At 70.8% G+C, this 17,708-nt stretch carries 17 protein-coding genes; 9 read left to right on the top strand and 8 right to left on the bottom strand.

The annotated features are described in order from the left end of the window. The first annotated feature begins 312 nt into the window (after positions 1-312). Positions 313-1,932, top strand: coding sequence for a ribonuclease Y (gene rny / locus ABZX22_RS06915; protein ID WP_354906643.1), 1,620 nt, complete (start codon positions 313-315; stop codon positions 1,930-1,932). Between the two features lie 228 nt (positions 1,933-2,160). Here the strand turns inward: rny and ABZX22_RS06910 are convergent, their stop codons facing one another. The 5 genes from ABZX22_RS06910 to ABZX22_RS06890 form a co-directional block, all read right to left on the bottom strand. Next, positions 2,161-3,978, bottom strand: a complete 1,818-nt coding sequence (locus ABZX22_RS06910; RefSeq protein WP_354906642.1) for a prolyl oligopeptidase family serine peptidase — start codon at positions 3,976-3,978, stop codon at positions 2,161-2,163. A 38-nt stretch (positions 3,979-4,016) separates the two neighbouring features. After that, on the bottom strand, positions 4,017-4,931 hold the full coding sequence (locus ABZX22_RS06905) for an amino acid ABC transporter permease (RefSeq protein WP_354906641.1): 915 nt from the start codon (positions 4,929-4,931) through the stop codon (positions 4,017-4,019). Beyond that, positions 4,928-5,596, bottom strand: coding sequence for an amino acid ABC transporter permease (locus ABZX22_RS06900; protein WP_354906640.1), 669 nt, complete (start codon positions 5,594-5,596; stop codon positions 4,928-4,930). The genes ABZX22_RS06905 and ABZX22_RS06900 overlap by 4 nt, the downstream gene beginning before the upstream one ends. 76 nt (positions 5,597-5,672) lie before the next feature. After that, positions 5,673-6,542, bottom strand: coding sequence for a glutamate ABC transporter substrate-binding protein (locus ABZX22_RS06895; RefSeq protein WP_354906639.1), 870 nt, complete (start codon positions 6,540-6,542; stop codon positions 5,673-5,675). A 20-nt stretch (positions 6,543-6,562) separates the two neighbouring features. Further along, positions 6,563-7,312, bottom strand: coding sequence for an amino acid ABC transporter ATP-binding protein (locus ABZX22_RS06890; protein WP_354906638.1), 750 nt, complete (start codon positions 7,310-7,312; stop codon positions 6,563-6,565). A gap of 124 nt (positions 7,313-7,436) precedes the next feature. Here ABZX22_RS06890 and miaB point away from each other — a divergent pair, with 124 nt between their 5' ends. Next, the gene (gene miaB / locus ABZX22_RS06885; RefSeq protein ID WP_354906637.1) at positions 7,437-8,918 is read left to right on the top strand and encodes a tRNA (N6-isopentenyl adenosine(37)-C2)-methylthiotransferase MiaB; all 1,482 of its coding nucleotides are present in this window, start codon (positions 7,437-7,439) and stop codon (positions 8,916-8,918) included. Positions 8,919-9,025: 107 nt separating this feature from the next. Here the strand turns inward: miaB and ABZX22_RS06880 are convergent, their stop codons facing one another. Then, entirely contained in the window at positions 9,026-9,169 is a 144-nt protein-coding gene (locus ABZX22_RS06880) for a hypothetical protein (protein WP_354906636.1), read from the bottom strand. A gap of 743 nt (positions 9,170-9,912) precedes the next feature. Between ABZX22_RS06880 and ABZX22_RS06875 the strand changes: the two genes are divergently transcribed. From ABZX22_RS06875 to ABZX22_RS06865, 3 genes are all read left to right on the top strand, one after another. Further along, positions 9,913-10,506 (top strand): hypothetical protein, encoded by a 594-nt coding sequence (locus tag ABZX22_RS06875; RefSeq protein WP_354906635.1) that lies wholly within the window; start codon positions 9,913-9,915, stop codon positions 10,504-10,506. 299 nt (positions 10,507-10,805) lie between these two features. Then, entirely contained in the window at positions 10,806-11,540 is a 735-nt protein-coding gene (locus ABZX22_RS06870; RefSeq protein WP_354906634.1) for an isocitrate lyase/phosphoenolpyruvate mutase family protein, read from the top strand. Between the two features lie 435 nt (positions 11,541-11,975). Then, the gene (locus ABZX22_RS06865; protein WP_354906633.1) at positions 11,976-12,656 is read left to right on the top strand and encodes a hypothetical protein; all 681 of its coding nucleotides are present in this window, start codon (positions 11,976-11,978) and stop codon (positions 12,654-12,656) included. A gap of 237 nt (positions 12,657-12,893) precedes the next feature. Here the strand turns inward: ABZX22_RS06865 and ABZX22_RS06860 are convergent, their stop codons facing one another. Then, positions 12,894-13,790: a ribonuclease Z gene (locus tag ABZX22_RS06860; RefSeq protein ID WP_354906632.1), complete on the bottom strand. Its 897-nt coding sequence runs from the start codon at positions 13,788-13,790 to the stop codon at positions 12,894-12,896. Between the two features lie 352 nt (positions 13,791-14,142). After that, on the bottom strand, positions 14,143-14,451 hold the full coding sequence (locus tag ABZX22_RS06855; protein ID WP_354906631.1) for a hypothetical protein: 309 nt from the start codon (positions 14,449-14,451) through the stop codon (positions 14,143-14,145). A 148-nt stretch (positions 14,452-14,599) separates the two neighbouring features. On the opposite strand from ABZX22_RS06855, the gene ABZX22_RS06850 reads away from it, so the two are divergent. The 4 genes from ABZX22_RS06850 to ABZX22_RS06835 all read left to right on the top strand — a co-directional run bounded on the left by ABZX22_RS06850 (position 14,600) and on the right by ABZX22_RS06835 (position 17,697). Continuing rightward, positions 14,600-15,124: a methylated-DNA--[protein]-cysteine S-methyltransferase gene (locus ABZX22_RS06850; RefSeq protein ID WP_354906630.1), complete on the top strand. Its 525-nt coding sequence runs from the start codon at positions 14,600-14,602 to the stop codon at positions 15,122-15,124. 65 nt (positions 15,125-15,189) lie between these two features. Then, positions 15,190-16,083, top strand: a complete 894-nt coding sequence (miaA, locus tag ABZX22_RS06845; protein ID WP_354906629.1) for a tRNA (adenosine(37)-N6)-dimethylallyltransferase MiaA — start codon at positions 15,190-15,192, stop codon at positions 16,081-16,083. Then, entirely contained in the window at positions 16,080-16,886 is an 807-nt protein-coding gene (gene dapF, locus ABZX22_RS06840) for a diaminopimelate epimerase (RefSeq protein ID WP_354906628.1), read from the top strand. Before miaA ends, dapF begins: the two co-directional genes overlap by 4 nt. Before the next feature lie 55 nt (positions 16,887-16,941). Then, positions 16,942-17,697 (top strand): hypothetical protein, encoded by a 756-nt coding sequence (locus tag ABZX22_RS06835; RefSeq protein ID WP_354906627.1) that lies wholly within the window; start codon positions 16,942-16,944, stop codon positions 17,695-17,697. Positions 17,698-17,708 lie beyond the last annotated feature (11 nt).

The raw sequence follows: 17,708 nt of genomic DNA, 5'->3' as shown, positions 1-17,708 counted from the left end.
GTGCGGTATGTGCTCGATTTGATGGTAGGACACGCTTGACAATGAGTCTTTGCTTGCCCGTTACCTCTTCGACGCATAACCTCGACGGCAGTGAGGAGTTACTCCGCGCAGTGCGGATTGCCATACCGGTGAACTACGGACGAGCGAGCTCGATTGACCATGAACGACAAGGTGTCGGCGGTCCACGTCGACGCCCGGTCCGCCTTGGCTTGATATTTGTCCTGGTGGAGACACCGATGGGGCGATCCGTGCCGTGCACGTGACCCCTCCTGGGGCGTTTGGAAGCTGTGACGCGAGGAGGGCGGGGCGCACATGGAGACGCCTGTCGTGGTGCTGGCGGTGGCGGTGCTCCTGCTGGCGTGCGTGATGATCGTCGCGTTTGTCGTGCTGTTGCGCCGTACTGCCGCCCTGACGCCGCCTCAGGCGGTCAAACCGTCACCGGACGAGCTGGCCGCGGTGCAGTCGGAGCTGGAGGAGGCGCGCCGCGAAGCCGTACAGATCAGGGACAAGGCCCAGTCCGACGCCGTCGAGATCCTGCGCAGGTCGGAGATGGCGGCAGAGACGGCGGCGCAGATGCGGCAGCAGGTCGAGGAGGAGAGCCGCATCCTCAAGAACGAGCTGAAGGAGCTGCGGGCCGACCTGGAGCGGAGGGAGAACCGCCTGGGCGAGCGGGAGCAACGGCTCGACGAGGAGGCTCGACGGCAGACCGAGCGGGGCAGGAAGCTTGCCGAGACCGAGACGGAGCTGGCCGACCGCCGTGAGGAGCTGCTGCAGGTCGAGACCGAGCGCCGGGCCATTCTCGAGCGTGTGGCGGGGCTGACGTCCGATCAGGCCAAGAACGAGCTGGTCAAGGAGATCGAGAACCAGGCCAAGCGCGAGGCCGCGCTGATCGTCAGGGAGATCGAGAGCGACGCCCGCAAGGAGGGCGAGAAGCGCGCCACCAAGATCGTGACGCTGGCGGTGCAGCGGATCGCGGCCGAGCAGACGGCGGAGTCCGTGGTCAGCGTGCTGCACCTGCCCGGTGACGACATGAAGGGCCGGATCATCGGTCGTGAGGGGCGCAACATCAGGGCGTTCGAGTCGACGACGGGGGTCAACCTCATCATCGACGACACGCCCGAGGCGGTGTTGCTGTCCTGTTTCGACCCCGTGCGGCGGGAGACGGCGCGGCTGACGTTGGAGAAGCTCGTGCTCGACGGGCGGATCCACCCGCAGCGCATCGAGGAGGCCCACGACCGCAGCCGCCAGGAGGTGCAGGACCTGTGCGCGCGGGCGGGCGAGGACGCGCTGGTCGAGCTCGGGATCACCGACATGCACCCGGAGCTGACGTTGCTGCTGGGCCAGCTGCGCTATCGCACCAGCTACGGTCAGAACGTGCTCAAGCACCTGATCGAGTCCGCGCACATCGCCGGGATCATGGCCGCCGAGCTCAAGATGGACCATCAGCTGCTGAAGCGGTGCGCGCTGCTGCACGACATCGGCAAGGCGCTCACGCACGAGGTCGAGGGCAGCCACGCGCTGATCGGCGCGGAGATCGCTCGCCGCTACGGCGAGCACGAGGACGTCGTCCACGCCATCGAGGCGCACCACAACGAGGTTGAGGTGCGCACGGTGGAGGCGGTGCTCACCCAGGCGGCCGACGCGATCAGCGGGTCGCGGCCGGGGGCGCGGCGCGAGTCGCTGGAGGCGTACGTGAAGCGGTTGGAGCGCCTGGAGGAGATCGCCACCTCCTTCGACGGGGTGGACAAGGTGTTCGCCATGCAGGCGGGCCGCGAGATCCGCGTCATGGTCAAGCCGGACGCCGTCGACGACATCCAGGCCCAGGTGATCGCGCGCGACGTGGCCAAGCAGGTGGAGGAGGAGCTCACCTACCCCGGCCAGATCCGCATCACCGTCGTCCGCGAGTCCCGGGCCACCGAGTTCGCCCGCTGACGCCGTCCGGTCCTTCCCGTACGGCACGCCACGGTCGAGGCCACCGGGGTCACCGGTGACCGTCCGTCCTCCCACGCGTGCTCCAGCAGGACTTCGGTGCCCGCCGTCACGTCGGGGACGCCGGCCGGGTTCTTCGGCCCACCGGCCGGGGTCGGTCCCGCGCCCGCCCCCGGCTCGAAGCCTGAGGCCGGTCCCGCGCCCGTGGTGCGCGGGCCGCCGCCCCGGCCCCTACGGCAACGTGAAGATCTGCTGGTAGAACGACAGCTCGGCGGCCAGCGCCGCCGTCCTCGTCTCCGTGCGGCGGAAGCCGTGCGACTCCCCCTCGAACGCGAGATACGTGCACGACACCCCCCGCTCCGACAGCGCGTCGGCGAACGCCGACGACTGCGCGGGCGGTACCACCGGATCGTCCAGCCCCTGGAGCAGCAGCATCGGGCATGACACCCCGCCGACCAGTGCCAGCGGCTCCCGTCCGGCGTAGAGCGCGGGATCCTCCGGCCCGACCAGCCATTCGGTGTAGCGCGACTCGAAGTCGTGCGTGTGGGCGTTGAGCGGGGCGAGCGCGCTCACCCCGTAGTAGGACACGCCGCCGGCGAAGACGTCCGACCGGCAGCAGGCCGCCATCACCGTCCAGCCGCCCGCGCTTCCCCCGCGGACGGCGATGCGCGCCGGGTCGGCGATCCCCTCGGCGACGAGCCATTCGGCGGCGGCGACCGTGTCCTCGACGTCGACGATGCCCCACTGGCCGCGCAGCCGGTCGCGGTAGGCCCTGCCGTACCCGGTGGAGCCGCCGTAGTTGACGTCGATCACGCCGATGCCGCGCGAGGTGAAGAACGCCTTCTCCAGGTCGAGTGCCGAGCCGCTGTGCGCGGTCGGCCCGCCGTGGACGAACACCACGTAGGGTGCCGCGCCGTCGGCGTGGAGCGGCCGGTAGAGGAAGGCGTGCACCTGCCGTCCGAGCCGGCCGGTGAACTCGACGGGTTCGGGCGTGGGCAGGTAGGCCACGTCGGGCAGTTCGGTGATGTCTCGGCGCAGGCCCTCGACCGTGCCGGTCACGGTGTCGATCCTGGCCACCGAGCGGGGGATCGCCCCGCCGTACGCGACTCCGGCCAGCATCGTGCCGTCGGCGGACAGGGCCGGATCCCACCCCGAGTAGGGCACGTCGAGGTCGTTCAGGACGCCGGTCCGCGGGTCGAGGAGACCGAGGCGCAGGTCGCCCCGCCCGTGCAGGACGGCGAGCCGCCCGTCGCCCATCACCTGGTACGGCTGGCCGCCCAGAAACCACAGCGGCCCCGCGAACTCCTCCTCGGCCGGGTGGAGCGCCTGGAGGGAGGTGCCGTGGATGCCGATCAGGTAGAGGTTCCACCAGCCCGACGAGTCGGAGACGAGGTAGAGGTGGCTGTCGTCTTTCCACTGCGGCGCCAGGACCGACTCGGTGGATCCGCCCTTGACGGTCCACGAGTCGCCGTCGGACAGGCGGACGACGCGCAGCTCGGTGCCGTTCCACGGCATGCGCGGATGGTTCCAGCAGATGTAGGCAAGGTGCCGGCCGTCGGGGGAGAGGGTGGGGGAGGCGTAGAAGTCGTTGCCGGTCACCAGCTCGCCGGCGTCGCCGCCGTCGAGGGGGATCGAGACGATGGCGCGGGTGACCTTGCCGTCGTGGCGTTCGCGCACGCACCACAATCGGCCGTCGCCGAGGTGCAGGTCGGCGTAGCGGGAGCCGTCGTCGGCGGTGAGCGGTCGCGGCTCGCCGGAGGTCACCAGGTAGAGGCGCTGGTCGGCGAAGTTGACGAAGACGACCCCGCGCGGCGTCACCAGGTACGGCTGCCCGCCGTACTCGTGGACCCTGCTGCGGGCGTTCCACGGGGCGGCCAGCAGCTCGGTGCGCGTGCCGTCGGCCGCCCGGTGGACGATCGTGGTGCGGCCGCCCTCGTCGGGCCGGTCCTCGGTCCACCAGATCTCCTCGCCGGAGACGGTGGGCCACGCCAGCCGCAGGCCCGAGCTCGCGACGTCGGTGGTGGAGATGGGAGAAAGCCAGAGAGGCATAGCCGCATCCTGCCGGAAAACCATGCCTCTCGTGGCCGTTACTCCATCGTGGACACGGCCTCCGCCGCGCCGGGGGCCGCCGGAGCGGGTCCGCCGCCGAGCATGCCCGCGGCGGGCGGGACGACCGGCGGCGCCGCGGTCTTGCGGCTGCGCCTGCTGCGCCGCTCCAGCCAGGTGGCCAGCGCGCTCAGCGCCATGTTGAGGCCGACGTAGATGACGCCGATCACGATCGCGGCCGGGATCAGCGAGCCGAAGAGCGCCGAGGGAAGGATCTTGAAACCGGTGTTGAGCAGGTCGACGTAGGCGATGATGTAGCCGAGCGCGGTGTCCTTGAGCAGGACCACGAGCTGGCTGACGATCGCCGGCATCATGGCGGTGACCGCCTGCGGCAGCAGGACCAGGCGCATCACCTGGTTCTTGCGCATCCCGATCGCGTACGCCGCCTCCGACTGGCCCTTGGGCACGGCCAGCACACCGGCCCTGACCACCTCGGCCAGCACCGAGCCGTTGTAGAGCATCAGGCCGAGGACGACCGAGATGAAGGCGTAGTCGCCACCGCCGAACAGCGTGGGCGCCAGGTAGAAGATGAAGAAGATCAGCAGCAGTAGCGGGATGGCGCGGAAGACCTCGACCACCACGCCCGCCGGGACCCTGATCCACTTGTGGTCGGAGAGCCTGGCCAGGCCGAACACCGCTCCGAAGAGCAGCGCGAGCACGGCCGCCACGGCCGCCGCCCGCAACGTGCCGATCAGGCCGGGGATGATCCAGATCTCCCAGGTCTCGGCCTGCAGGAAGGGCTGCCAGATGCGGCTGTCCCACTGGTTCTTGGCGTCGAAGCCCGCGTAGATGCCGTAGAGCACGGCCGCGACCGCGACCACGCTGACGACCGTCAGGATGCCGTTGCGGATCTTGGCCCGCGGCCCCGGCGCGTCGAACAGGACAGAGGTGCTCATCGGGCCACCGCCAACCGTCGGGAGAGCCATCCGGTGAAGTAGCCGATGGGCAGGGTCACGGCCATGAACGCGAGCACGATGCCCACGAAGATCGGGATCGAGGCGCCGGTGGTGTCGAAGATCTCCTTCATCGTCGCCGCCACCTCACCGAGGAAGCCGCCCGCCGTCGCCACCGTGGTGTTCTTCACCATGGCGATCATCACGCTGCCGAGCGGCGCCACGACCGCGCGGAACGCCTGCGGCAGGATGATCAGCCTGAGCGACTGGAAGAACGTCAGCCCGATCGCCCGCGCCGCCTCCGCCTGGCCGAGCGGCACTGTGTTGATGCCCGCGCGCAGCGCCTCGCAGACGAACGCCGCCGTGTAGCACGACAGGCCCATCGCGACGATCCAGAAGGAGTTGGTCCGCGGTATGTCGGAGAAGACCAGGCCGAGCGTGTCGCTCAGGCCCAGCGCCGAGAACGCCAGCACCAGCGTCAGCGGCGTGTTCCGCACGATGTTGACGTAGACCGTGCCGGCCACGCGCATGACGGGGATCGGAGACACCCGCATCGCCACCAGCACCGTGCCGAGGGTGAGGGAGACCACCAGGCCCACCAGCGAGAGCTTGATGTTCTCCATGAACCCCCGCGCCAGTTCAGGGGCGTATTGAATCAGTTCGTCCACAGTGCTCCACCGTTGATATGACAGCGGCGGCCGAGGCTACCCGGCCGCCGCGTCCGGTCCTTCGCTCGCCGTCCGGCTAGGCGCAACCCTCGGCCTTCGGGGCCTCCGACGACAGCTGCAGGCCCTGAATGCCGCCGAACCACTTCTCCAGCAGCTGCTTCATGGTGCCGTTCTGCCACAGCTTGGCCACGGCCGTGTTGACGGCCTCGCAGGTCTTGGTGTCGCCCTTCTTCAGGCCGACGCCGTACTTCTCGTCGGTGAACGGCTGGCCGAGCACCTTGAAGTTGCCACCGGAGGCCTGCGCCTGCTTGGCGAAGCCGGCCAGGATCAGGTCGTCGGTGGTGACGGCGTCGAGGTTGCTGCCCTGCAGCTTCTGGACGCACTCGGAGTAGTTGGCGGCGTCGACCGTCGTGGCGTCGAGGTCGAGCTGGCCGTCCGGCGGCGGGTCGGTGATCCGCTTGTAGGAGTTGGAACCCGAGGCCTTGCAGATGCGCTTGCCGGTCAGGTCCTGCGGCTTGGTGATCGCGGTGTCGTTGCCGCGGACCATCACGTCCTGGTGGGCGACCACGTACGGCCCGCCGAAGGTGACCTTCTGCTTGCGGGCCTCGGTGATGGAGTAGGTGGCGAAGATGATGTCGACCGTGCCGTTGGCCAGGAACGGCTCGCGGTTGGACGAGGCCGACTCCTTCCACTCGATCTTGACATCCTTGCCGCCGTTCATCTCCTTGAGCACGGCCTTGGCGACGTCAACGTCGAAACCCTCGGGCTCGGCGCCCTTCTTCAACCCCAGGCTCGGCTGGTCCCACTTGGTGCCGACGACGACCGTCGCACCGTCCTGGGCCTTCTCAAGCACGCTGGAATAGGTCTTGTCGCCGCCACAAGCCGCCAGGCTCCCGATCAGGACGCCCGCTGCCGCGATCGCGGCACCCGCACGTTGAACACGCATGTATGACACCTCTTCTAGTTCTAGTGCGTAAGAATCTTCGACAGGAAGTCCTTGGCCCGATCGGTCTGGGCGTTGGTGAAGAACTCTTCGGGGGTGGCCTCCTCGACGATCTGACCATCGGCCATGAACACCACCCTGTTGGCCGCCCTACGGGCGAAGCCCATCTCGTGCGTGACGACCACCATGGTCATCCCGTCACGGGCCAGCCCGATCATGACGTCGAGAACCTCCTGCACCATCTCGGGGTCCAGCGCGGAGGTGGGCTCGTCGAACAGGATCATCTTGGGGTCCATCGCGAGCGCCCTGGCGATGGCCACCCGCTGCTGCTGCCCGCCGGACAGCTGGGCCGGATACTTGTCCGCCTGCGCGGCGATGCCGACACGCTCCAGCAGCTCCATCGCCCGCCTGTCGGCCTTGTCCTTGGCGACGCCGCGCACCTTGGTCGGCCCGAGCGTGACGTTCTCCCGAATCGTCTTGTGGGCGAACAGGTTGAACGACTGGAAGACCATGCCGACCTCGGAGCGGAGGCTCGCCAGCGCCTTGCCCTCGGCTGGAAGCGGAGTGCCGTCGAAGATGATCTGGCCGCCGTCGATGGTCTCCAGGCGGTTGATCGTCCTGCAGAGGGTGGACTTGCCACCGCCCGAAGGGCCGATCACGACCAGGACCTCACCGCGGGAAACGGTCAGATTGATGTCCTTCAGGACGTGCAGCGCCCCGAAGTGCTTTTGGACATTCTCCAGCTTGACCAGCGGAGTCGAGTTCTCCGTCATGGATGACAACGTAGAGGGGTCGGACGCAACGGTCACTAACCGGGTGGTACCGATCCGATCACGGCATCCTCATTTTCGGCCCCGGCGCGAGTGTTGCGGCGGAACGCCTACGCTTGGAAGTGCCATGACTGTGACCCGGACTTATCAGGTGCGCACCTACGGGTGCCAAATGAACGTGCACGACTCCGAGCGGCTTTCCGGCCTGCTGGAGGACGCCGGATACGTTCCCGCCCCCGAGGGCCAGGACGCCGACGTGGTCGTGTTCAACACGTGCGCCGTTCGCGAGAACGCTGACAACCGCCTTTACGGCAATCTCGGCCACCTACGGCCGGCCAAGCTGAAGAACCCCGACATGCAGATCGCCGTCGGCGGCTGTCTGGCGCAGAAAGACCAGGGCGAGATCGTCCGCAAGGCCCCGTGGGTCGACGTGGTCTTCGGCACCCACAACATCGGGTCGCTGCCCGTGCTGCTCGAACGCGCCCGCATCGCCGGGGAGGCGCAGGTCGAGCTCAAGGAGTCGCTCGAGGTCTTCCCCTCGACGCTGCCGACCAAGCGCGAGTCGCCGTACGCGGCGTGGGTGTCGGTCTCGGTCGGCTGCAACAACACCTGCACCTTCTGCATCGTGCCCTCGCTGCGCGGCAAGGAGAAGGACAGGCGGCCCGGCGACGTCCTGGCCGAGGTCAGGACGCTGGTGGAGCAGGGCGTCCTCGAGGTCACGCTGCTCGGCCAGAACGTCAACACCTACGGCGTCGAGTTCGGCGACCGGCTCGCCTTCGGCAAGCTGCTGCGCGCCTGCGGCGACATCGAGGGGCTGGAGCGGGTCCGCTTCACCTCCCCGCATCCGGCCGCCTTCACCGACGACGTCATCGCCGCCATGGCCGAGACGCCGAACGTCATGCACCAGCTCCACATGCCGCTGCAGTCGGGCTCCGACCGGGTCCTGAAGGCGATGCGCCGCTCCTACCGGGCCGAGCGCTTCCTCGGCATCATCGACCGGGTCCGCGCCGCCATGCCCGACGCGGCCATCTCCACCGACATCATCGTGGGCTTCCCCGGCGAGACCGAGGAGGACTTCCAGGGCACCCTCGACGTCGTACGGCAGAGCCGCTTCGCCAACGCCTTCACCTTCCAGTACTCCATCCGCCCCGGCACCCCCGCGGCCACCATGCCCGACCAGGTGCCGAAGGAGGTCGTGCAGGAACGTTACGAGCGCCTGATCGCCCTCCAGGAGGAGATCTCCTGGGAGGAGAACAAGAAGCAGGTCGGCCGCACGCTCGAGGTGCTGGTCGCCGAGGGTGAGGGCCGCAAGGACGAGACCACCAGGCGCCTGTCGGGCCGCGCGCCCGACAACCGGCTCGTGCACTTCGCGGTGGGCGAGCGGGCGCCGCGGCCCGGCGACATGGTGACGGTCGAGGTGACCTACGCCGCCCCGCACCACCTGGTCGCCGACCGTCCGCTCGGGCTGCGCCGCACCCGCGCGGGCGACGCGTGGGAGGCCCGCCAGGGCGCCGCTGCCAGGCCGAAGGGAGTGGCGCTCGGCATGCCGACCATCGGCAGGCCCGCGCCCCTGCCCGTCGAACCGTCCGGCTGCGCCGTCACCTCCTGACGCGTGCCGTACGGCGGGGCGCTCCTGCACGTGGGGCGGCCCCGCCCTTCGGGTTTCCCCAGGCAACCGTGCCGGCCGCGGGCCATTCGACGCGGCGGCCGTGCCGTTCAGGGGGTCAGGCGGTCCAGCACGTCGTAGCAGTACGTGCGCCGCAGGTCATGGAACGTGGCGCAGGGGTCGGGCGCCGGGCCCGGCGCGGACGGCTGGACCGCGGGCGTGCGGGGCTCGCTGCGCGGCGTCCGCTCCGCCACGTTCGCCCGCGGCGGGGCGCCGCCGTTTTGACCGCCCGGGGCCTCGTCACCGGTCGGCCGGCCGGAGCCAGGCGCTCCGCCGACTTCCCCCGGTCCATCCGAACCCGGCGCTCCGTCGACTCTCGCCGGTCCACCCGAACCCCGCGCTCCGTCGACACTCGCGGCCCCACCCGAACGCGGCGCTCCACCGACGCGCTCCCCCTCGGCCGGAGACGGCCCACCGGAGGACGGCGTCCCGTCCACCACCGCCGCCCCGCCGGACCGCAGCGTTCCGTCGAGGAGCGTCGGCCCGCCGGAGCGCGGCATTCCGTCGAGGAACGCCGCACTGTCCATGGGCGGCACCGCTTCCCCGGTGCGGCCGCCGCCGAACCACCGTCCGGCCGCTGGGTACGGCGGGGCGGGCACCGGCCGTACCCAGGGAGAGTCTGCCCTTGCCGTGGAAGTTGATATTTCAGGATTTGCGGTAAGTGCCCTTATCGCCCCAGGTCGACGCTCATCGGAGCGATCATCGATATCCGCAGGAAGCGCCAGGAAAACCCCCAGTCCGGCGGTCCCGAGGACGGCGGCCACGCCCGCGATGGGAACCGCTCTCGCCCGCCAACCTGGGCATATGGCGTCAAATGATGACAAGTCGTGATTCCTTTGTGATTGGTGTGCGGGCATTCGGCTCCTGCGGTTAGTGTGGTCCATCACCCGCGGAAGCCATCGCGTTTCCCCCCGATACGACCGCAGGGAGTTCTCTCATGCACGGGCACGTCCCCTCCCCGACGGGCCAGCCTGACCACGGAGTGGAGATCCTCTCCGGGCCTGGACACGATCCACGACCGCGCAGGAGCAGGAAGGGCGTCGTCATCGCCGCCTCCGCCCTCGTCGCCCTCCTCGCGGCGGGCGGGGTCGGGTTCGCGGTGCTGGGCGCCGGCGGCGATGGCAAGGGCACGTCGGTCTCGCAGCCCGGCGACGAGGCCCGGCAGGGATCGGGACCGGCGGGCGCCGGCGCGGCCGAGGAGGACAGCGAGGGGCCAGGAGAGGACCTCGGCGATCCGGGCGACAGCGCCGAGGGCGACGCCACGCTTCCCGAGGAGGGCGGCGAGTCGGCCGGGGGCGACCCCGCTCCCGCCGACGGGCCCGCCGGCGACTCCGACTCCGGGTCGGCGGGCCCCGCGAGCCGCGGCGACGGCTCCGAGGACGAGCCCGGCGGCTCCCAGAACGGCACCGACCGGCAGGACGATAGCGGCTCCTCGAGCGGCACCGACCGGCCGTCCGAGCCCGCCGAGCCCGGCCCGGCCGACGGCCCTCCGGGCGCCGTCCCGGGGCAGTGCGCGAAGAACGGCTGCTGATCGGGGGTACGGCCCCGCGGCCCCAACGGTCGCGCCTACGGTCTTCGTAGCTTCCGCGGACATGTCCGCGGGTTCACAGTCGCCGCGTGTTCCACGGTCGCGCCCGGCTTCACCCCCGGGGCCGTGGCGCCCACCGGTTCACGGTCGGTCCCGGCTCGCCATCAGGACCCGTGGCGCCCGCGGTCACGCGCCGTGGGCTTCACGGCGCGTGGACGGGCTCGTGACCCTCAGGGTGGCTCAGGGGTTTCGTCGCGGAGTGGCCCTTCAACCGCGCGGGAGGCGTGCGTAGGGTCCGCGGCATGACGATCGCGACTGCCGCCGCCCGCCTGCGTTCCCTTCACGTGAAAGGGAGCCCGCTGATCCTTCCCAACGCGTGGGACGCCGCGTCGGCCGGAGCAGTGGAGCAGGCCGGCTTCCCCGTCGTGGCCACGGGCAGCGCGGCGGTGGCGGCGGTGCTCGGTTACGAGGACGGCGAGCGGACGCCGCCGGGGGAGATGTTCGCCGCCATCGCCAGGATCGCCAGGGCGGTCGGCGTCCCGGTGACGGCCGACGTCGAGCGCGGCTACGGGCTCAAGCCCGCCGAACTGGCCGAGCGCCTGGCCGAGTCGGGCGCGGTCGGCTGCAACCTGGAGGACTCCCGCGACGGCGTGCTGATCGACCCCGAGGAGCAGGCCGACTTCCTCGCCGCGGTGAAGGCGGCGGCCGGCGACGATCTCGTGGTCAACGCGCGCGTTGACACATACGTGGCGGGCGACGGCAGCACCGCGGACGCCCTGCGCAGGGGCCGCCGCTACCTGGAGGCGGGCGCGGACTGCGTCTACCCGATCGGCGTCGCGGACGCCGAGGAGATCAGGACGCTGGCCGCCGAACTGCCCATCAACGTCTACTTCCGTCCCGGCGTCCCCTCGCTGTCCGAACTGGCCGCGCTCGGCGTCGCCAGGGTGAGCTACGGCCACGGCCTGCACCGGGCCGCCCACGCCTACGCCACGAGCCTGTTCGTGGCCGTCGCCGAAGGCCGCGACCCATACCAGTAGACCCGTACTCGCGGGAGGCACCCGCGGGTCCGTGCCCGCGGGCCGTACCTACAGGCCGAACCCGTGGGTTCGGCGCATGCAGGGCCGCCATGTGTGGGGCGGCACCTGTAGGGCCGCGCTCGTGGGTCCGCATGTGTGGGGCGCCACTTGTAGGGCGGCGCTTGTGGGTCCGCATGTGTGGGGCGCCACTTGTAGGGCCGCGCTTGTGGGGCCGCGCTCGTCGGCCACGCCTATGAGGCGGCTGCACCTGTGGGGTTGTGCCCGTGTGAGGTGATTCCAGCAGGCCCCCATTTTGGGGGGCCGTGCTCGTGGGTCCAGGCCGGTGGCCCGTGCTCGGGGCCTGTACCAGGGGGACTGCGCGCGGGCGTGACGCCTGCCGTGGTCGATGGCACACGCGACATCCGGGTGTGGCGGCGGCTCGGTTAGCCTGGTCCGGTGCTTGTCGCCGCCGCGGTGTGCCCGCATCCGCCGTTGCTCGTGCCCGCGCTCGCCGGGGCCGCCGCCCCCGAGCTCGACGGCCTGCGCGCGGCCTGCGCCGCCGCGGTCGAGGCGACGCTCGCCGTCGAGCACGACAGGCTGGTGGTCGTGGGCGGCGGCCAGACCACCACGGCGTACGGCGGGCAGCCGGCGGGGACGCTGCGCCCCTGGGGTGTCGACGTCAGGGTGGGCGAGGGCGACCCCGTCCTGCCGCTGTCGCTGACCATCGGCCGCTGGCTGCTGGGCGACGAAGTGGCGGAGAGGGCGGCTTTCCACGAGATCGCGTTCGACGCCGAGCCGGGCGAGTGCCTGCGCCTGGGGGAGCGGCTCGTCGCGGAGGGGCGTACGGCGCTGCTGGTCATGGGCGACGGCTCGGCCTGCCTCACCGAGAAGGCGCCCGGCTACCTCGACCCCGCGGCGCAGCCGTACAACGACGCGATCGCGGCGGCGCTGGGTGCGGGTGACGCCGGCGCGCTGGCCGCGCTCGACCACGACGAGGCTGCCGGGCTGTGGGTGGCGGGCAGGGCCGCGTTCCAGGTGCTGGCGGGCGCGGCGGAGGGCACCGCACCCCGGGGGGCGCGGCTGCTGGAGAGCATCGCGCCCTACGGAGTTGGCTACTTCGTAGCGACCTGGGCCTGACGAAGGCGCCGGCCGGGGCCCGCGCTCGGCGCCGTCGGTACGACGGAGGTGTCGGCCGGGGCCTGCGCTCGGCGCCGTGGGTATTACGGAGGTGTCGGCTGGGGCCTGCGCTCGGTGCCGTCGGCATGACGGAGGTGCCGGGCGTAGGCCGTCCATCATCGCCGGAGCACCGGGCCGCCTGCGTGGTCGGCGCTCACGGTGGCCCGTGGCATCAGAGGCGCCGACGTGGTGAGGGGCTCAGCGTCGCCGGGGCACGGGGACGGTGGTGAAGTCGCGGGCGAGCACCACCTCGCCGGCGTAGCTGCGCCGCACCTCCTCCAGGAAGGCCGGCTCGTCGGCCGTGCTGTACCGCTCGGAGAAGTGGGTCAGCACCAGCCGCCTGACGCCCGCGCGGGCGGCGACCATCCCGGCGTCGAAGGCGGTCAGGTGACCGTACTCCTTGGCCAGCGCCGCCTCCGCCGACAGGAACGTCGACTCGATCACCAGCAGGTCCACACCCTCGGCCAGCTCGAAGACCGCGTCGCAGAGCCGGGTGTCCATGACGAAGGCCACGGACTGCCCCGGGCGGGGCACGCTGCACTGCTCGAGGGTGACACCGCGTAGGGAGCCGGTCCGCTGGAGCTCGCCGATCTCCGGCCCCTTGATGCCGAACGCCTTGAGCCGTTCGGGCAGCATGCGCCGGCCGTCCGGCTCCTGCAGGCGGTAGCCGTACGACTCCATGGGGTGGGACAGGCGGCGCGCGGTCAGCCGCCCCACCACGGCCGTCTCGCCCGTGACGGGATGCTCGGTGATCCGGTCGGTGTCGGCGAAGGCGGCGGCGTGCCTGAGCCTGCGCCAGTAGGTGGTGCCGGAGGCGGGGAAGACCGCGCGCACCTCGTGCCTGACCTTGTCGCGGGCGATGCGCTGCACCACGCCGGGCACGCCCAGGCAGTGGTCGCCGTGGAAGTGGGTGACGCAGATCCAGTGGATGTCGTGCGCGCTGAGGCCCGCGTGCACCATCTGCCGCTGGGTGCCCTCGCCGGGGTCGAACAGCAGGCCCTGGCCGTCCCATCGCAGAAGGTAGCCGTTGTGGTTACGGTGTCTGGTAGGCACCGCGCTGGCGGTGCCCAGCACCACGAGTTCGCGCTCTGACACAAGCGCGATAGTAGGCGTTCGGCGCGGGCGTCGGCGTTTCGGGCCGACGATTGAGTTCGTGCCGCATCATGGCCCCACTGAGTCGACAGACCGCTCCCAGCGCTGGAATCGATCACGAAGTGCCGCGATATCGTCAGGCGTCAGGCCATGATGGGCCAGCGCCAGATCAGGTATACGACTGAGAGCGGACAGCGCCGCGGCGAACATGGCCTTGTCAAAGCCCGGATCTGCGTCAGAGGCCAGGCGTGTGAGGTCGTTTGTGGTGGCCGCTGCACAGGACCGCGTTCACATCGAACGCTCGGTAGCCGCCAAGCCGATCTTCGCGACTCGTTCGTGGAGGGGGTCCATGGTCTTACGCGGCCCGCGCCAGGTCACGGAATCGGGCTTCCCAGGCCTGCCTGACCTGAACGGGAAGGTAGAGCCTCGGCCAGATGCGGATCAGAATCGAAGCGTTCACATAGGCGCGCAGATCCTCGACCCGAGCCGCCTCCCGGATGACCCGCTCGTACATCAGGCCCAGTTGGGCGTCGTCATCCACGTCGTAGACGCGCTGCTCCGACCAATCGAGATGGGTGGGCAGCTCGACCACCCCGGTGGTAGGCCCGGCCAGTTCCTCGAGACCGACAGGCACGACGTACGGCCGATGGATGACGTATCGCAACCGGGGATTCACTCCTCCAGTCTGCCCGGTTCTCCCCGGCCCTGCACGTCATCGCCGGCTCGTAGTCTGGGGGTACTCGAAAGAAATTTCTATCCGTTGTGGTTACGGTGTCTATGAGCCGAGCACCACGAGTTCGCGAGAGGACACGATGACCTCCCACCCGAGCCCCGAGGCGGTCACGGTCGCGTACGCCGAGGTCCCGACGCCCGTCGGCAGGTTCACGCTGGCCGTCACGGAGGTGGGGCTGGTCGCGGCCGGCTGGGGTTCGCGCCCGCGTCTGAAGGACCTGGTCGAGGTTCACGACCCGGATCGCACGGCCGGCATCGTGTCGGAGTTGACCGAATATTTCGCGGGACGGCGGCGCGTGTTCGAGACGCCGGTCGACTGGCGGTTCATCGCCCCGACGCCGCGCCAGGTGCTCCAGGCGCTGCACCAGGTGCCCTACGGCACCGTCGTCACCTATGGGGAGCTGGCCCGCAGGGCGCAGTCGAGGGTGCCCGCCCGGGGGATCGGTTCGATCATGGGGGCCAACCCCATCCCCATCGTGGTGCCGTGCCACCGTGTGGTGGCGGGTAACGGGCTCGGCGGGTTCAGCGGCGGTGAGGGCGTCGAGACGAAGCGGTGGCTGCTCACCCACGAGGGCTACCTGCAGCCGACGCTGCTCGACCTCTAGCCGGGCGGTCCGCGCGGTCTCGCGGGTGGACCGGCCACACCTCGCGGCTTGTCACACTTGTCGGTGTGGGGAAGCAGCCTGTGATCGCCGTCGTCGGACCGACCGCGGCCGGAAAGTCCGATCTCGCCGTGGATCTGGCGCTCCGGCTGGGCGGGGAGTGCATCAACACCGACTCCATGCAGCTGTACCGGGGGATGGACATCGGTACCGCGAAGCTCGATGAATCCGAACGTCGCGGCGTTCCACATCATCTTCTGGACATCTGGGACGTCACGGTGACGGCGAGCGTGGCGGAGTACCAGCGGCTGGTGCGGCCGCTGATGGACCGCATCGACGTACCGATCCTGGTGGGCGGCTCGGGCCTGTACGTCAGGGCGGCGCTGGACGACCTGGAGTTCCCAGGCACGGACGCCGGCATCAGGGCGGCCCTCGAGGCCGAGCTGGCCGAGCGCGGATCCGGGGTGCTGCACGCGCGGCTGCGGGAGAAGGACCCCGCCGCGGCCGCGGCCATCCTGCCGAGCAACGGCCGCCGGATCGTGCGCGCCCTGGAGGTCATCGAGCTGACCGGACGGCCCTTCTCGGCCACCATGCCGTCCTACGACGCCGTCTACCCGAGCGTCCAACTCGGCGTCGAGGTGCCGCGGCCGGTGCTCGACGAGCGCATCGAGCTGCGCGTCCGGCGCATGTGGGAGGCCGGGCTCGTCGACGAGGTGCGCGGGCTGCTCCCGCTCGGCCTGGCGCTGGGCCGTACGGCTGGCAGGGCCCTGGGGTACGCGCAGGTGCTGCGCTTCCTGGACGCCGAGTGGAGTGAGGAGCAGGCCTTCGAGGAGACGGTCAGGGCCACGCGCAGGTTCGCCAGGCGCCAGGAGTCGTGGTTCCGCCGCGACCCGAGGGTGGTCTGGCTGCCCTTCGACGCGCCGGACCTGCTCCAGCAGGCCCTGGATAGGGTTGAGGCATGAGATTCCTCAAGGGGCACGGCACCGACAACGACTTCGTCATCCTCCCCGATCCCGACGGAGCGCTCGACCTGCCTCCGGCCAGGGTGGCGGCGGTGTGTGACCGCAGGGCTGGCATCGGCGCGGACGGCGTGCTCCACGCGGTCAGGACCAAGCTCAGCCCGGAGGTCGCCGACCAGGCCGACCACGCCGAATGGTTCATGGACTACCGCAACGCCGACGGCAGCCTCGCCGAGATGTGCGGCAACGGCGTGCGCGTCTTCGCCCGCTACCTGGTCGACGCGGGGCTGGCCGAGCCGGGCGAGTTCGCCGTGGCGACCAGGGGCGGCACCAAGCGCGTCCGGCTGGCCGCCGACGGCGATGTGACCGTCGACATGGGCAAGCCGGTCGTGCTGGGCTCGAGCGTCACCGTCGTGAACGGTCAGGAGTACCAGGGGCTGCACGTCGACATGGGCAACCCGCACCTGGCATGCGCCATCGGCGACCCGGTCGTGCAGCTCGACCTCACCTACCAGCCCGCCTTCGACCCCGCGGTCTTCCCCAACGGCGTCAACATCGAGCTGCTGAACGCGGTGGGCCCGCGCAGGGCGCTGATGCGGGTGTACGAGCGCGGCTCGGGCGAGACCCGCTCGTGCGGCACCGGCGCGGTCGCCACGGCGGTCGCCGCGGCGCATCTGGCCGGGGAGAGCACCGGCACCTGGACGGTCGAGGTGCCCGGCGGGATCCTGACGGTCACGCTCGACGAGGACACCAGCTACCTGGCCGGGCCCGCCGTGATCATCGCGTCGGGGGAACTGACGATCTGACCCGCATCCCGGAGAGCCCTTGCAGAACGATGTTCTGTTGGGTGATGCTTGCCGCATGGTCGACTCCAAGGGCGCCGCGGCGGCGGTGAAGGGCACCATCGGCAGGCTCGGCGGCGGTTTCATGATCTCCCGCGAGGCCAAGGAGCTGTGCGCGCGGACCGGCCTCGGTCCACGCGAGCTCTACTTCAGGGGCAGGTGCGGGGTCCTCGGCGAGGTCGACGCGGACGTCGTCACCTCCGTCGTGGTCTTCTTCCCGCCGGAGCACGTGCGCGAGAGCTGGGAGGGCGGCCGCAAGCTCCCCGTCGACGAGGCCGTCGCGCTCTACACCGGCGCCTGCCACGCCTGGGGCCGCCGCAAGCTCGGCGCGGTCGAGGGCTGCGACCGCATCGCCCACCTCCTGGAGAAGGTCGCCGGCGCCGCCTCCGTCCTGGGATCCCCGCTGTTCGCGGGCTGGCGGGCGGTGCCGCTGCCCGACGACCCGGTCGCCAGGGCCACCCAGCTCATGCACGTGGTCAGGGAACTGCGCGGCGGCCTGCACGCCGTCGCCGTCCTGGCCATGGGGCTCGATCCGCTGACCGCGGCGCTCGCCACCGACCACGAGGGCACGCCGCTGGGCCTGTCGTCCGGCCAGGACATGGCCCGCTTCATCACCTGGCCCGAGCCGTACCCCGCGGTCGCCGAGCCGGTCGTCGCCCGGCGGCGGGAGGCGGAGGAGCTGACGGACGAGCTGATGGCGCCCGCCTTCGCCGTCCTGACCGACGCGGAACGCGACGAGCTCGTCACCTTGATGCGTTTGGGGCACGTCCGTTGACCTGGCAGACT

This window comes from Nonomuraea sp. NPDC003804, assembly GCF_040610675.1.
Lineage (GTDB): Bacteria > Actinomycetota > Actinomycetes > Streptosporangiales > Streptosporangiaceae > Nonomuraea.
Note: the sequence above shows the minus strand (reverse complement) of the source record. Positions and strands in the feature narration are given on the sequence as shown.

Bases quoted from the DNA above. Each gene is read 5' to 3' on its own strand.
- rny (WP_354906643.1), top strand. From the start codon at position 313: ATGGAGACGCCTGTCGTGGTGCTGGCGGTGGCGGTGCTCCTGCTGGCG.
- ABZX22_RS06910 (WP_354906642.1), bottom strand. From the start codon at position 3,978: ATGCCTCTCTGGCTTTCTCCCATCTCCACCACCGACGTCGCGAGCTCG.
- ABZX22_RS06905 (WP_354906641.1), bottom strand. From the start codon at position 4,931: ATGAGCACCTCTGTCCTGTTCGACGCGCCGGGGCCGCGGGCCAAGATC.
- ABZX22_RS06895 (WP_354906639.1), bottom strand. From the start codon at position 6,542: ATGCGTGTTCAACGTGCGGGTGCCGCGATCGCGGCAGCGGGCGTCCTG.
- ABZX22_RS06890 (WP_354906638.1), bottom strand. From the start codon at position 7,312: ATGACGGAGAACTCGACTCCGCTGGTCAAGCTGGAGAATGTCCAAAAG.
- miaB (WP_354906637.1), top strand. From the start codon at position 7,437: ATGACTGTGACCCGGACTTATCAGGTGCGCACCTACGGGTGCCAAATG.
- ABZX22_RS06875 (WP_354906635.1), top strand. From the start codon at position 9,913: ATGCACGGGCACGTCCCCTCCCCGACGGGCCAGCCTGACCACGGAGTG.
- ABZX22_RS06870 (WP_354906634.1), top strand. From the start codon at position 10,806: ATGACGATCGCGACTGCCGCCGCCCGCCTGCGTTCCCTTCACGTGAAA.
- ABZX22_RS06850 (WP_354906630.1), top strand. From the start codon at position 14,600: ATGACCTCCCACCCGAGCCCCGAGGCGGTCACGGTCGCGTACGCCGAG.
- dapF (WP_354906628.1), top strand. From the start codon at position 16,080: ATGAGATTCCTCAAGGGGCACGGCACCGACAACGACTTCGTCATCCTC.
- ABZX22_RS06835 (WP_354906627.1), top strand. From the start codon at position 16,942: ATGGTCGACTCCAAGGGCGCCGCGGCGGCGGTGAAGGGCACCATCGGC.